The sequence below is a fragment of the Pristimantibacillus sp. Z349TD_6 genome (assembly GCF_056173205.1).
Genome location: NZ_CM149662.1, coordinates 4502282 through 4517429, shown reverse-complemented (window position 1 = coordinate 4517429; position 15148 = coordinate 4502282). Strand labels below are relative to the sequence as shown.

At 44.1% G+C, this 15148-nt stretch carries 7 protein-coding genes; all 7 read left to right on the top strand.

The window, feature by feature from the left end; all coding sequences use genetic code 11:
• Positions 1–18: 18 nt before the first annotated feature.
• The 7 genes from AC0VYE_RS19705 to AC0VYE_RS19675 all read left to right on the top strand — a co-directional run bounded on the left by AC0VYE_RS19705 (position 19) and on the right by AC0VYE_RS19675 (position 15145).
• Positions 19–906, top strand: coding sequence for a CehA/McbA family metallohydrolase domain-containing protein (locus AC0VYE_RS19705; RefSeq protein WP_475442660.1), 888 nt, complete (start codon positions 19–21; stop codon positions 904–906).
• Between the two features lie 25 nt (positions 907–931).
• Complete coding sequence (locus AC0VYE_RS19700; RefSeq protein WP_475442659.1) at positions 932–1828, top strand: metallophosphoesterase family protein; 897 nt, start codon at positions 932–934, stop codon at positions 1826–1828.
• A 130-nt stretch (positions 1829–1958) separates the two neighbouring features.
• The gene (locus tag AC0VYE_RS19695; protein ID WP_339203046.1) at positions 1959–2969 is read left to right on the top strand and encodes a LacI family DNA-binding transcriptional regulator; all 1011 of its coding nucleotides are present in this window, start codon (positions 1959–1961) and stop codon (positions 2967–2969) included.
• A 57-nt stretch (positions 2970–3026) separates the two neighbouring features.
• A complete protein-coding gene (locus AC0VYE_RS19690; protein ID WP_475442658.1) occupies positions 3027–3983 on the top strand; it encodes a carbohydrate kinase family protein in 957 nt (318 codons plus the stop codon).
• 56 nt (positions 3984–4039) lie between these two features.
• Positions 4040–6913 carry an alpha-mannosidase gene (locus AC0VYE_RS19685; protein WP_475442657.1) on the top strand — a complete coding sequence of 958 codons (2874 nt, stop codon included), beginning with the start codon at positions 4040–4042 and terminating at the stop codon, positions 6911–6913.
• Positions 6914–6926: 13 nt separating this feature from the next.
• Positions 6927–8384: a leucyl aminopeptidase family protein gene (locus tag AC0VYE_RS19680; RefSeq protein WP_475442656.1), complete on the top strand. Its 1458-nt coding sequence runs from the start codon at positions 6927–6929 to the stop codon at positions 8382–8384.
• Between the two features lie 125 nt (positions 8385–8509).
• On the top strand, positions 8510–15145 hold the full coding sequence (locus AC0VYE_RS19675; RefSeq protein ID WP_475442655.1) for a LamG-like jellyroll fold domain-containing protein: 6636 nt from the start codon (positions 8510–8512) through the stop codon (positions 15143–15145).
• Positions 15146–15148: the final 3 nt, after the last annotated feature.

The window sequence follows — 15148 nt, the reverse complement described above, 5'->3', positions numbered from 1 at the left end:
GGAGAGGATGGGGGAAAAATGAAAATAGTGAATCCATACGTAGAGTCGGGGACTTGGTTTAAAGGAAGCTTTCATAATCACACGACGAACAGCGATGGTTGGTTTTCGCTCGAAACGGTTTACAAAATGTACGGTGGATACGATTTTCTCGGTATTTCTGACCACGATAAAATTACGAAACACGAAGGCAAAAGAGAGATACCGAATGTTTTCGAAGCCATAGAAGTCAGCAGTCGGCAAACACATATGCTGCTCGTGAAACCGCCGCAAATGATTATGGAAAACTACAGCAATGCATTTACGATTGAGAACTATCAACGCTTTGTGGATCTAACAACGACAAACGATGGATTTGCAGTGCTCGTGCATCCGAATCGGTATTTCTCGAATTTTTGGGAACTAGAAGATATGTTTAAGATGGAACGTTATCTTGGGGTTGAAGTCTATAACGGAGACGGCAATCCGGAGTACGATATCGCGTTCGACAAGTGGGATGCTCTTCTATCCGCCGGTCGTAAAGTGTGGGGTTTCGGAAATGACGACTCGCATGTATATGGACAAGAAAAGCGCGCTTGGAACGTGGTCAGAGCAAAGGCAAATACGAACGATGCTATCATTGATGCGATCAAAGAAGGCAACTTTTATGTATCAACGGGGTATGGGTTTGATGCGATCAGAGTAGAAGGCGACAAGGTTGTTGTTGATCTTCGTTCTAATGATTTGCTTGATAAAATGTACAAATACGTCACGTTTTTCGGTAAAGACGGACAGGTGCTTAAAGAAACAACAGGACGAATCAAGCAAGCTGAATATGAGTGTAATGGAGACGAAAAATACGTCCGTATAGCCGTTTATTTGGAAGGCGGGTATTCCGCTTTTTCTCAGCCATTATTTATTGAAGATTAATCAGGTTTTAGGTCGAGGAGGAGTTATGGTGGAGCACAGCAAGTTAAGATTCCGATCAGACGGGACATTTACGATCATTCAATTTACCGATATGCATATCAAGAATGGAATTGAACCTGATAAGGATGTTCAAACGTTAGCTGTTGTTCAGCAACTGATTGCGTCGCAAAATCCCGATTTGATCGTCCTTACTGGCGATGTCATATCCAGCTATGATACAGAGAATCAAGAAGCAGCATTTCGCCGTGCGATTGCGGATGTTGTCCAGTCTGGCATTCCGTTCGCTGTCATTTATGGCAATCACGACTCAGAGAAAGGTATTACGCGTCAACGATTGAATGAAGTTTTAAAGGAGTATAGTAATAACTTATCTGAGGATGGTCCTAAGGACATCCATGGAGTTGGGAATTATGTACTGACTGTTGCGGGTTCTGCGAGTGAAGAAGATACGGCTGTTCTGTACTTTTTTGATTCCGGGGATTCAGCACCAGAATCCGTTGGTGGATATGAATGGATACATCCAGATCAGGTTCACTGGTATTGCAGCGAATCGAATAAGCTTGCTCAGAAGAATGGCAGTGCATTGCCTGGACTCGCTTTTTTCCATATTCCAATTCCAGAATATGAGCAAGTCTGGCAGGAAGGCAAATGTATAGGCAATAAAGGCGAGGAGGTCTGCTGTCCGAAATTGAACAGCGGTTTATTCACGGCAATGCTGGAGCAGGGTGATGTCATGGGGACTTTTGCCGGACATGATCATGATAATGATTACGTAGGAGAGCTTCATGGCATCCGATTGTGTTATGGACGTGCCACGGGCTTCAACACATACGGAGAGCTTGATCGTGGAGCAAGAATCATTACGTTATTCGAAGGAAAACGGGAGTTCGATACAAGGATAGAAATAGCGAAATTGAACTAAGTTGATGAGGATTAGTCTCTCAGCTGAATGATACTTAAGAATAAATGATGAGAAAGTTTGTCGAAGTTGAAGTATATCTTATATAATTCTAATATATGAACGAAATATACTTCCACGAAGGGTGAATAATGTGCAACCAAAAATCAAAGATGTGGCCCGGGTAGCAGGAGTTTCGGTTACGACTGTGTCCAGAGTGCTAAATGGCGAGAGGTATGTGAAAGACGATCTCAAGGAAAAGGTGAATCAAGCCATCGATCAATTGGGATACGCTCCAAGCCATATCGCCCGAAGCTTGGTACGCAACAAAACGAATCTCATTGGGGTAATTGTGCCAGACCTTACCTCAAGCTTCTATTCGACAATTTTAAGCAGCATCGAAGAAGCGGCTAGCACTAATGATTATAACCTTTTGGTATGCAATATCATCGAGGATATAGATAAAGAATTAAAATATATCAATGTGTTTCAGGAAATGCGGGTAGAAGGCATCATTATTATGCATGAGAAAATTAATGAGGAAATCCGTGCTTTGATTCATAAGATGAACATTCCCGTTATTTTTTCTAGTGTTAAACCGATGGACCAGGAGTTCGCTTCTGTAATTATTGATGACTACAAAGCTGCTTACGATGCGACAAAATATTTGATTGAGCTTGGCCATGAGGAAATCGGGTTTATCGGCGGCGACATGCGCGATATTACATCGGGACAAAACCGTTATAGCGGATATCGAAATGCATTGTCAGACCATTCCATTAAAATCATATATGAAAATATCCGGTTCGGTGATTATAAAGTGAAAAGTGGATACGAGCAAATGAAGGATATTCTTCGCAATAAACAAACGCCTACGGCTGTATTTGCCGTAAGTGATGATATGGCTGTTGGAGCGATGAACTGCATTTGGGATCATAACCTTCGAGTTCCAGAGGATATTTCCATTATGGGCTTTGACGGAAGTCAACTGACCGAGCTTGCCCGTCCGAGGTTAACCTCAATGGAGCAGCCTATTCAAGACATGGGCAAAGTGACGATGGCAGCGCTGTTGAAACAGATTACGAATAAGGAAACTTCAACCGAGGATATTATCTTGGAGCATAAACTAGTTGTCCGTGAAAGCTGCATAAGAAGAGATTCATAAGGATAAGAGAGCACAGCACATCAGTGCATATCGGAAATAGATGGAGATGAGGCACCATTGAAAAATTACGATGTCATCGTGATTGGAGACGCGAATATTGATTTAGTTGTTGAGGGCTGCAACGAGCTGCCAGCACCCGGACAAGAGGTATTTGTTCAAAATATGACCATCCACGTCGGCGGAGGGGCAGCTTTGTTTAGTTTGGCAACAGCCAAGCTAGGTTTGAAGGTTGCCTTTAACGGGGTTCTAGGTGACGACGGATTTGGTCAGCTTATAAAAGATCAATTTTCTCGATATGGAATCGATACCAGATATATTAAAAAGAGCAACAGCAATACAGGAATTTCCATTGCAATTAATCCGGAAAATGATCGTTCATTTATTACGTATGCAGGGTCAAACGCCGAGCTAAGCTTGCAGCAGCTTGACATGAATAGTGTTTTATTAGGACGTCATGTTCATTTGACTTGTTATAAGGGAAGCCGCAATCATGCTGAATTTTTGGAAACCGTAAAAAAACTTAAAGCACTAGGCGTAACGACCTCTATTGATATGGGGTGGGATGACACTGGGGAATGGTATCCTGGCATTTTTGAATTAATGAAGGATATCGACGTTTTTTTCATGAACGAAACCGAAGCTATACACTATACCGGTTGTACAACGGTAGAAGAAAGTCTTGAAGTTCTTTCTAAACACAGCAGCCATATCGTGCTCAAATTGGGTTCGAAAGGTGCGGTGACATCAGTAGGCGGGCAGCAGTCCTATCGTTCGAGCTTCTCCGTCCAAGTCGTCGACACGACTGGAGCGGGTGATTCTTTTAATGCCGGTTATATTTATGGATATTTGGCAGGGAAAAATCCAGAGGAATGTTTGATATATGGAAATGCTTGCGGCGCACTGTCTGTAAGTGAATATGGTGGAAATACAGGGACGACAAACATAGAGCTGCTAGAGAAATTTATCGCAGATCGAATTGGAGAAACAAAAGAAACGCTGGAAACCACACTATGAATCTAATGATTCATAGTGATGGTTTATGTATGAGACTATAAGCGGGTTTTAGGAGAGTGGACATCATACAAGTCGAGAAAATGAACGCAAATCTCGTAAAGCTGAAAACTCGTGTGTCGGATGGGCAATGGGGCAAACGCATCGTTGCGGAATTGGAATATGCTAATCGCGTTTCAAAGGTGATGGGAGGTCAGTATGATGATCTGATCGATCCTGTTGTTATCGATCTGCTGAATACATTAGATCAAGAAGGCATAATCGGGGAGCAAACGGTTCGCAGTGCAGAACAGCGGTTGTCTGAAATGGCAGCAGCAGCGAAGTCGTACCATTTGATTTGTGCTGCTCATGCCCACTTGGATATGAATTTTCTTTGGGGCTGGGATGAGACGGTGTCCGCGACTCTTAACACGTTCCGAACAATGCTGGATCTGCTGCAGGAGTATCCTGATTTTCGCTTTTCCCATTCTCAAGCAGCAGCCTATCATATTGTTGAAACCTATGATCCTGAAATGCTAGAAGAAATAAAAGTCCGTGTACAAGAAGGACGATGGGAAGTAACGGCATCAACTTGGGTTGAAGCGGATAAGAACATGCCAAACGGTGAAAGTATGACTCGGCAGTTCTTATATGCCAAAAACTATCTTACACAGTTGTTCGGATTGCAGTTGGATGATTTGCAAATCGATTTTGAGCCGGACACTTTCGGTCATGCGCTTAATGTGCCGGAAACATTGCATCACGCGGGCATCAAATATTATTACTATTGCCGCGGTCATAACCATGAGGGACATCACCTCTATCGCTGGATGGCGCCCTCAGGGAGATCGGTAATCGCATATAAAGAGCCCCATTGGTACGATTCCCGCATTGAGGGTGAAATGGTGCTTACGGTGCCGGAGTTTTGTCAGAAAACAGGCTTGAATACGATGATGAAAGTATATGGGGTAGGTGATCATGGCGGCGGTCCGACGCGGCGTGACATAGAGCGCATACTTGATATGAAGGAATGGCCGATTTTTCCGACCATTCGCTTCGGAAAGTATGCAGAATACTTCGCGTTAACAGAGCAAATAGCCGATCAACTCCCGATTGTGCAAAACGAGCTGAACTTTATTTTTACAGGGTGCTACAGCTCGGAAGCACGTTTGAAACAAGCGAACCGAGTTTCGGAGAACCTGCTGTATGAAGCGGAAGCATTGTCTAGTGTGTCCGCGCTTTGGACTTCGTCCAAGTATTATGGCAAGCAATTAGAAGAAGCTTGGAGAAAAACTTTATTTAATCAATTTCATGATATATTGCCGGGAACAGGCATTCCAGAAACGCGTGATCATGCACTTGGAGCGTTCCAAGAAATATCGGCCATGGCTAATAGCAAACGAAGCGCTGCTATGCGTAGTCTTGCTGCGCGCATCGATACCTCACGTTTTCTTGTTGAGGGCGAGGACCTGAAAGAAAGCTTTTCCGAAGGAGCAGGCGCTGGAGTCGGTGTCAGCATAAAGCATCAGTTTCGAACGGGTGAAAGTGACCGCGGACGCGGGAAAACACGGATATTTAATGTGTTCAACAGTGCTCCAACCGCACGTAAAGAATTAGCCGAGATTACCATTTGGGATTGGGATGGAAATATCCAAAGCATCGGTTTCGAAGACGACGAGGTAAATCCGCTTGATTTTCAATTTGTGGATCGTGGATTTGCCGAGCATTGGGGGCACTTTTTCTTGCGTGTATTACTGCCTGTAAAAGTTCCAGCATTAGGATACAGCACCTATATCATGACGGAAAAAGCAGGAGATATGGCAGCTCTTACGGCAAATGATTTCTATCTCACGGGTCAAAACCTTCCGCCTGTGGAACTGTATACGTTTGTGCTCGAGAACGAGCTGTTAAAGGCAGTTCTTGATGTGCGAAAGCTTACGATTATTTCATTAATCAATAAAGAGAATAGACAGCAGCTTATCGATAGCAGCCGACCCGCAGGCGTATTCCGATTCATCGAGGAGGATACTTTTCAAGGAGGTGGCAATGCATGGCTGGTAGGTCGATACCGCAAAATTGAAGAGCTCACTGAAGGCATCAAAATCGAAAGCAGTGAGTTAGGCAGCAAGCTCCTGCGGCAATCCATTACGTTCAGCGTCCCGTTTCGAAGATCGAAATTGCAAGTTACGGTATCTCTGGATCAGGGCAGCAGCAGGCTCGATTACAATGTGGAATGTGATTGGCATGAGTACGGGAATGAAAAGGAATTTACGCCGCAGTTACAGTTTTATGCGCCTTTTGGTTATGAAAGCGATTCCTATCGATACAATATGGCTTTCGGTACGATTGAACGACCTTCACTCGACTTAGACGTACCTGCCAACAGTTGGGCTCTCGGGGTTCCTTCGAACCATGAGAAGGGTAGAGCAATTATGCTTCTATCGGATTGTAAATATGGTTTCCGAGGTACGGATCGAGCACTTTCCGTCACACTGCTGCGGGGCTCTTATGGCCCGGATGCTTATCCGAATACAGGGGTTCATCGCATTCGTTTAAGTATTTGTGTAGTTGATGCTTCTAAAAACCAGCCATTGATTGAACAATCCTCCCATTATCATCTTCCGCTCCAATACATCTCAGCGGCTGCAAGTAATGGAGATTGGCCGACAACACAAAGCTTCTTGCAATTAATTGAAGGTACGATTGCCATCTCTGCGATCAAGATGCCTGAGGACAATCAAGCTGTTAATCGTTTGATTATTCGCGTGTATGAAACCGAAGGAAACACATCCTCGGTAAAGCTGGAGTTATGCCGCAAGGTGAGCAAATCTTATTTTGTCGATACGTTAGAACGTCCTCTAGTTGAAGGGGAAGTATTCATTAATGAATCACAAATAGGTTTTGAGGTTATGGCTTTTGGCGTCGCGAGCCTATGTATTGAATTTGAACAATAAGGAGGGTTGTCCTGTGAGTATCGATCAGCAAACAGAAAAGAATACACAAACCTTAATTTATCCGGTTTATGAACATAATGTAGAACGGATTCTGGATCTGCCGCGAGTCCGGCATCTGTTCGATGTGTCGGTATTGAGACCACATATGGGCGCCAAAGATGCAATAACGTGGTTCTATGGTCGTCTAGGACAACCGGATGTTGTTATCGTAGGTATGGGTAATGCCTCGCTAATTCACCCTGTTCGGATTAGGGAAGCAGCCGGCAATACGGGAAGAGCAGCAGCCAAAGAGAAATGTGGTCGTGTGCATGTTTCTTTTCAAGCGTTGTGGGATGCCAATATAGCATCCGATCAAGAAGCAGAAGCAATCTCGGCATGGGTGGAAGGTTGGAAACTGGGTACGTATTCCTTCGATAAATATAAGACGAAGTCAGATAAGCTGGAAATCCCGATCCTTTCTTTCGATGGACAGACCGGTTTGGAGATCCAGGAGGCTATTCGCCAAGGGGAAATTCATGCTGAAGGTACGATCTGGGCGCGCGATCTTGCGAATGAACCAGCCAACTATTTGCGCCCGTTAGTACTAACGGACAAAGTGATGGAGCGTTTTGCCGGAACTGGTGTGGAGATTAATGTCTATACTGGCGAGGAGTTGGAGAAGCAAGGTTTTGCCGGCGTAATAGCGGTTGGTAAAGGAAGTGCATATTCGCCTGCATTTATCGAACTTCGATATTGTACGGATGCGTCAAAACCGCTTACAGCTCTAATTGGCAAAGGAATTACGTTCGACACCGGGGGAATCAGCCTTAAAAAAGATTACGATATTAGCAGTATGAGGATGGATATGGCCGGAGCGGCAGGTGTGCTTGGAGCGTTGGATATCGTCGTTAAGAGCGGTGCGTCTGCCAACATAGCGGTGTTGGTGCCGACTGCAGAGAACGTTATATCAGGGAACAGCTTGCTGCCAAGCGATGTGATAAGATACGCGAACGGCCTTACTGTTCAAGTAGGCAATACCGATTCGGAAGGCCGACTCATACTCGCTGATGCGTTGATCCATGCTCATCGAATAGGGGCAGTGGAAGCGATCGATATGGCGACGTTAACTTACGCTGTCGTCGGCGCACTAGGAACGAAGATTGCAGGTATACTCGGCGACGACGAGTTGGTGGGGGTGTGTAAAAATGCAGGTGAGCCGTTTGGCGAGAAAGTATGGCAGCTGCCACTCCTAGATGAATACGAATCGTATCTGGATAGCACATATGCCGATGTCTGCAACATTAGCAGCGGTGATGGCGGAGGTGCGATTTCAGCGGCACTGTTCTTACGCAAGTTTGTCCATCCTTCATTGAAATGGGCACATATCGACATGAATGGTCCAAAAGATTCATCCTCCGCGAGTGGCCAGCAGGCTATCGGTGCGACTGGTTTCGGCGCGAGAATGTTGGCTTCGTTTGTGATGTCGAGATAAAAAGGAGGGTAATCCTCCTCTTTATTTATATTTTGTAAACGCAAACAAATACATATATAACATTAAACAACAAGTGGGTGAGCGTTGAATTTATTATTCTATCAAATGAATGTAGGAGGTTATTTATGTTACTTATGAGAAATAAGAGATTGGTTAGCATGATTTTGGTTATGAGTTTGTGGATTAGCTGTATCAGTATCGGTTTTCCTCATGCTATTGCTTATGCTGATGATAGCAGTCAACCTACGTCGATTTCCGGTTTAGTTGGTGAATGGAAATTTGATGAAGTGTCGAAGGATGGCATATCTCCGGACACGTTGAAGCGGAACAATGCTATCCTTACCGATGCTGCAATAGGAAGCGGCAAGGTAGGAAAAGCTTTATTGTTAAATGGTTATCTTAGTTACGCGACTGTACCGAATCAGAATTTAATAAATACAGGCAGCGATTTCTCCATGAGCCTGCTTGTCAATTTCAATTCAACCTATACAAACAGAGACGTTGTTATTGTTCAGCAGCAAGGTGAGGGCGGAGAAACACTGCTATCACGCAGAGCAGATGGTAGATTACAATCCTCTCTTGGCGGAAAAACGACTATCGGAGCAACATTAATTGAACCTAAAAAGTGGTACCATGTTGCCATAAGCAGAGAGGGTGACCAGGTTAAGCTTTATGTCAATGGTGCGTTCGAAGCTGCTACGGACGATACGTTATTAGTATCGAATAGTGGTGATTTTCGGATTGGAGCTGACCGAGAGCCGGAAGTGACAAATGCGTGGCCGGGGCTCATCGACGAATTCAAAATTTATGACAAGGCGCTGACAGATGAGGAAATGAAACAGGTTCCGGGTTTTGATTGGCCTATTATTTCGTTAAACGGTCATTCGGAATTGAGTTTATCTTTGAACGATACCTATGTGGAGAGCGGAGCACAAGCATTCGATTCAAAGGACGGAGATATTACGGCCGATATTCAAACGACTGGTCTTGTCGATACGAGTAAAGGCGGCATCTACAAGGTGAACTATACAGTATCTAACCAAGCAGGAGATTCGGTTACCAAAGTGAGGACTGTAACTGTTATTCCACCAAAAACGTTATCTCGCGCGAGCAGAGTTTTAATTGATAAGGGGCTGCAAATGCAGACGTGGATGACAACGGATCAATCAGGTCGGAAATACGCTAATGCAGAGGAATGGAAAAACAGTCATTTTACTACGGCGACCTATTACGAATATCCGGGCTATAACCAAACGTTCCATAACCAGGTGCCAGAAGCACAATGGTCGTTTGTAAAAGGGGCATTCGGAGATGGCTTGGGAGGCGGCCCGAAAGAAAAAGATATGACGGGATTTCTGAGTGACGCGCAAAAAGCTAATATAGATAAGCTGATTACGATATCATTTGGAGATGAAGAAAACTACAACAATGCGATCTTGAAAACCTTTACGGATTGGTTCAAGCTAAGCCACAAACTTTATCCGGATGTCCTCGCTCACAGCAACCAACAATCGCGTCAATGGCAAAGGGACGATTATGAAACATACATTCGTACGGCCGAACCTGACCTGCTCACTTTCGACGATTATTTATTCTCAACGAGAGGCTCGGACAACAATCTATTTACAACAATCGTCAATAACATTAATGACCAAAGAACGATTGCACTGAAGGGCTATGACGGAACCGGGCAAAGTCCGATCGCTTTCGGGCAATATTTGCTTGGCTTCAAGACAGGTGAGATTCCTGCAGATGTAGGTCCATATATTATAACTGAATCTCAAATATATGGCGTTCCGTTCGCCACATTGACGATGGGCGGCAAATGGCTCAGCATGTTCCGCTGGGAATATGACAGCAACACTTTCTTGTTTTTTGACAAGGACGGTAAACCTACAAGGCAATATGAGCAATATGCCGAAATGGCAAGGCAAATAAACAACCTTGGACCGCATCTTGTACGGCTCAATAGCACAGATGTCTCTATTTTGCCGGGGCAGCATAAGGATTCAAACGGAAGAATCGTTAAAAACCTAACACCTAGAGAAACACCTATATTCGATAAGAATACTCAGCTAAAGCATCCTTATTTAAGGAGCGTAGTTTCGAAAAACTCCAGCGTTCAAGGTGGACTTAATGGCGATGTAATGCTTGGTTTTTTTGAACCTCTGCCAGATACAGAGTCGTTTTTCAACTCCACAGACATGGAATATTTTATGGTCATGAATGGACTGACATCAGGTAACGGCAAAACGGTGGATCAGCACGGAGAGGGTGCAGATACGGAACAGACGATTACGGTGCAATTAAATCTAGCAAAATACAATAAGGATGCGATTAAGAGAGTAAGTAGACTTACAGGAGATCTGGAACCTGTTGAATTGACGCCAATTGGCGGAAACCTCTATCAACTAGAAGTCGTCCTTAACGGGGGAGTAGCGGATTTATTCCAATTGGATAAAACAAAAGTAAATCTTGACTACATTGCTGCGAATGCTATAAGCCTTCCAGAGACACTTACAATGGATGTAGGAGATACGGAAGCAATAGAAGCGGTTGTTTTACCAGCAGGAGCGACCGAGAAGAGTGTTAATTGGTACACATCGAATGAGCAGATCGCGACAGTAGACAACAATGGAAAAGTAACTGCAATAGCTGGAGGGAAAGCAGTTATTACGGCAATTAGTGTTGATGGCAACAAAAAGGCAACCACTAGCATCACGGCTACTAGTGACGTTGTTCCTGTAACTGGCATTAAGGTTTCCCCCTCAACCGGAACGCTCTATACGAATGATACGATGAAGCTGACTGCTGAGATCTTACCAAGCAATGCAACGAACAAAGCATATGAATGGTTCAGCAGCAACGCTGATGTAGCTGCCGTGGATCAGAGCGGTAAGGTATTTGCGAAATTACCGGGCTCGGCTGAGATTTCGGCCAGAACATTAGACGGACGATTTGTCGCTAAAAGTACAATAACGGTGTTGTATGCAAACAGCGAAGCGTCATTGTCGGAGTTAGTCGTTAGTGGAGGAAAAGAGAACATTGTTTTTCATAGCGAAATATACGATTATACAACAAGGGTTAATACAAAAGTAGATGCCATTACGATTCAGCCACGGCTGAAAAACAAAAAAGGCACGATGACAGTTAACGATATTCCTGTCGTCAGCGGACAGAAGATTACAGCGAAGCTGCCGATGGGCAATAGTAAGATCGTATTCGTTACCAAAGCAGCGGATGGCATGACGACAAAAACCTATACGCTAACGGTAAAACGAAACAAAAATGTAGCGCTTGAAGCTACGGTTGTAAGTGCGACATATTTGAATAAAGATGGAGAGCCAGCTAACTTAATTAGAAATGATTACGATAACTCAAGTGAGCATTCTCCGCTCAAGTTTGCTGACGGGGATGAGGAGACGTATTTCCAAAGTGCTGCTATTACAAACCTAAACCCTAAAGGAGAGTTTAATCCTGCGCATCGGATTATGCTGCAATGGGACGACGACAATCTTCAAGATTTTAATAAACTAGTTCTTGTTGTCAATAATGCACAGCAGCAAGGTATAACCGTCATCGATACTGAAACTTCTGTAAATGGCAACACATGGCAGGAGCTTAATGCTAAAGCCTATAAACCGACATGGCAGACAGACAGTCCAGACATTTACGAGAGTGTAACCATTGATCTTCCCAATTATAAGGAATATTACGGTGAAGGTTATAAGGGGTTGAAAGGCATTTATTTGCTGCTATGGGCAGCGAATTTAAATGCCGATCATAAATATGCGATCAGCGAGTTTGAGCTTTACAATGAGCAGGAGGCAGCAGAGCCTGTTGAACTGACTTTAGGCGAAATACCTGGTACTGATCCTGAGAATTCCGTAATTGCTGATTGGGTATTTTCCCAAGCAAATGTGCAGCCCGGAACATCTATCGAAGCAGGCAATTTGGTTATAAAAGATAGGAGCGGCATGGGCAATGATCTTAAAATGGCCGTTGCTGGAACTCCGGGAGACAATAGGCTGTCATTTACTGAAGACGGTGCTCTTGATTTTGCAAATGATAAAAAAGATGGCCAATATTTGACGACAGTAGCAGGCGCACCAATCAATAGGGAAAGTTTCGATAAAGGTTTTACGATTGAGGCAGAGTTTAAGCTTGGCTCCAGTATTAATAACTGGATGGGAATTTTTACCCGTCAAGGGAATAACACTTATGATCCAGGGGAACAGGAGCCGCTATCAACGCTCTCCATTTCAAGCATTCGCGAAGTTCAATGGGCAAGTACGCATGGGAACTCGAGCTCGAACGAGATCCAATCGAACTGGTCGAACTCACTTTCAGCTATTAAAGCTTGGGCACAGTCAGATGGCTATACACACGTTGCAATTGTGAATGATGGCTCAAAGACTCGATTATTCCTAAATGGTGTAGAATCCATTCGCAATCCTGAAACGGACGAAATCATAAATGGAATCGCAGCCGAAGCGGGCATGGGGTGGAATGTCGGAGCTTATGAGTGGGATAAAGCGCCAAGCAGTCTCTTTTTAGGGAAAATCAAACATATCAGGGTCTCCAGTAAAGCTTTGGAGAATGACCAATTCATTAAAACGGAGTTCAATTATAAGGTAGATTACGGCACTAATAATGATCTTCCGATGTTTGCACAAGATACGTATACGTTTGCGATCATTCCAGATCCACAGTATGTGGTGCAATCCAAACCGGAAATTCTTGAGAAGCAGCTACAGTTTATTGCAGACAATTATGTTAGCAAGAATATTGCGATGACTGTAAATGTTGGCGACACGACACAAAGCAGTGCAGCCAAGGAATGGGCTTCTGCCGATAAGGCCTATAAGATTTTAGATCAAGCTAATGTGCCTTATATTGTTACTCGCGGCAATCACGATTTGAATGGCTCTGGCTATCTGGATACCATGGGCCCCAATAGATTTGCTGGCACGGAACATTTCAAGGGCGCTTCGCCTTCGGGATTAAGCACCTACTCGATCATTACAGCCGGCAGCTATAAGTATATGTTCCTTGCGGTAGACTCAGTGGGGAACAATTCGAGTAATACAAAAGAAAGAGACTGGGCCAAAACGGTGCTTAATGAGAACCCGAAAATGCCAACCGTCATCTTCTCGCATAATATTATGACGATCGATGGGAATGGCCAAGTAAGCGAAGGCGGTCAGGGCAGCTTATTTTGGCGAGACCTTGTCGAGAACTATGATCAAGTATTCATGATGGTAGGCGGACATATTAGCGGTGCTGGTCTGAATGTGAAGAAGAAGGCTAATGGAAATGAAGTCTTGCAAGTGTTAACTGACTATCAATCGGATATCGCTGGCGGCAACGGTTGGACATCTTTTTTTGAATTTGATGAAAAGTCAAAGGAGATTCGTGTGAAGACGTTCTCGCCATATGTTGATAGCATTCCGGTAGGGGAGCGTTCATACCTGGACACGAAATTCTTGATTGGTCCCGGAGATATGTACAACATTCCCTTTGATTTCAGCAGCAGATTTCGTTTTGCAAAAAATGATGTCGTTGATGTCGTCACTCCCGACGTGACAAACGACAAAGGTTTAATTAACTTAGTGCCTAAAGTTGATGCTAGAACGGGAGAAGCAAAGGCCGTGGTTGAAGAGCGAGACTGGAACAAAGCGCTTAGCACATCTTCAGCTGATGATGATGGTGTGAAAACGGTTAAAGTCGAGGTGCAGAAAGCGGATAAAGCAAAAGCGTATGTCGTTGAGCTTCCGAAAGCAGCACTCCATTCTGATCTAGCGACGCATTTGATCGAGATAACGACTGCAATTGGAACAATAACGATACCTGCCAATATGCTAAGCGGACAGGATTTGTCCGGAGCGAAGACGGTTGCGCTAGTTATTGCGAGCGTAGATAAAACATCGCTTGATCCAGCTTTACAGGAACAGATTGGCGATAGACCAATTATTGAGGTTGATGTGTATGTCGATGGAGCTAAGGTTGCTTGGAGCAATCCACACGCTCGAGTGAAAATTTCAGTTCCATATACAGCATCGGATGCCGAGTTAGCCGATTCGGAGCATATTGTAGCAGGGTACATTAATAACATTGGTAAAGTGATCACAGTACCGAACAGCAAATATGAGCCAATTACAAAAACGGTTGCTTTTACGACAACTCATTTCAGCAAATATGCGGTCATGTTTGTTCATAGAACATTCGATGATCTCGAGAACGTGAAATGGGCTAAAAAGCAAATCGAAGTGCTGGCATCCAAAGGAATTATTAATGGCACGTCTGTAACAAAATACAATCCTTCAGCCACTATAACAAGAGCGGACTTTATCGTCCTGCTTGTTAAGGCGCTTGAATTAACAGCTCCAATCGATACGAATTTCGACGACGTCAGTTTTTCTTCCTATTATTATAATGAAGTGATGATCGCCAAAAAGCTTGGCATTACTAATGGCAGCGGAGACAATAAATTTAATCCGCTTCAACCGATTACGAGACAGGACGCGTTCGTTCTACTCCACAAATCGATGAAGGCTGCCGGTATGAAGCTGAACGAAGGCACGTCAGCTGGGCTGGATCGTTTTAACGACAAAGCAAAAGTTGCGAGCTATGCGATGGAAAGCTTGACGGCGTTGATTGAAAATGGAATTCTCAAAGGAAATGGGAATTCCATTCTTCCGCTTGCTCCACTTTCTAGAGCAGAATCGGCTGTAATCTTGTATAACATGATCAATAAATAATGA

Coding starts and splice junctions, on each gene's coding strand:
- AC0VYE_RS19705 (WP_475442660.1), top strand. CDS start 19: ATGAAAATAGTGAATCCATACGTAGAGTCGGGGACTTGGTTTAAAGGA.
- AC0VYE_RS19675 (WP_475442655.1), top strand. CDS start 8,510: ATGTTACTTATGAGAAATAAGAGATTGGTTAGCATGATTTTGGTTATG.
- AC0VYE_RS19700 (WP_475442659.1), top strand. CDS start 932: ATGGTGGAGCACAGCAAGTTAAGATTCCGATCAGACGGGACATTTACG.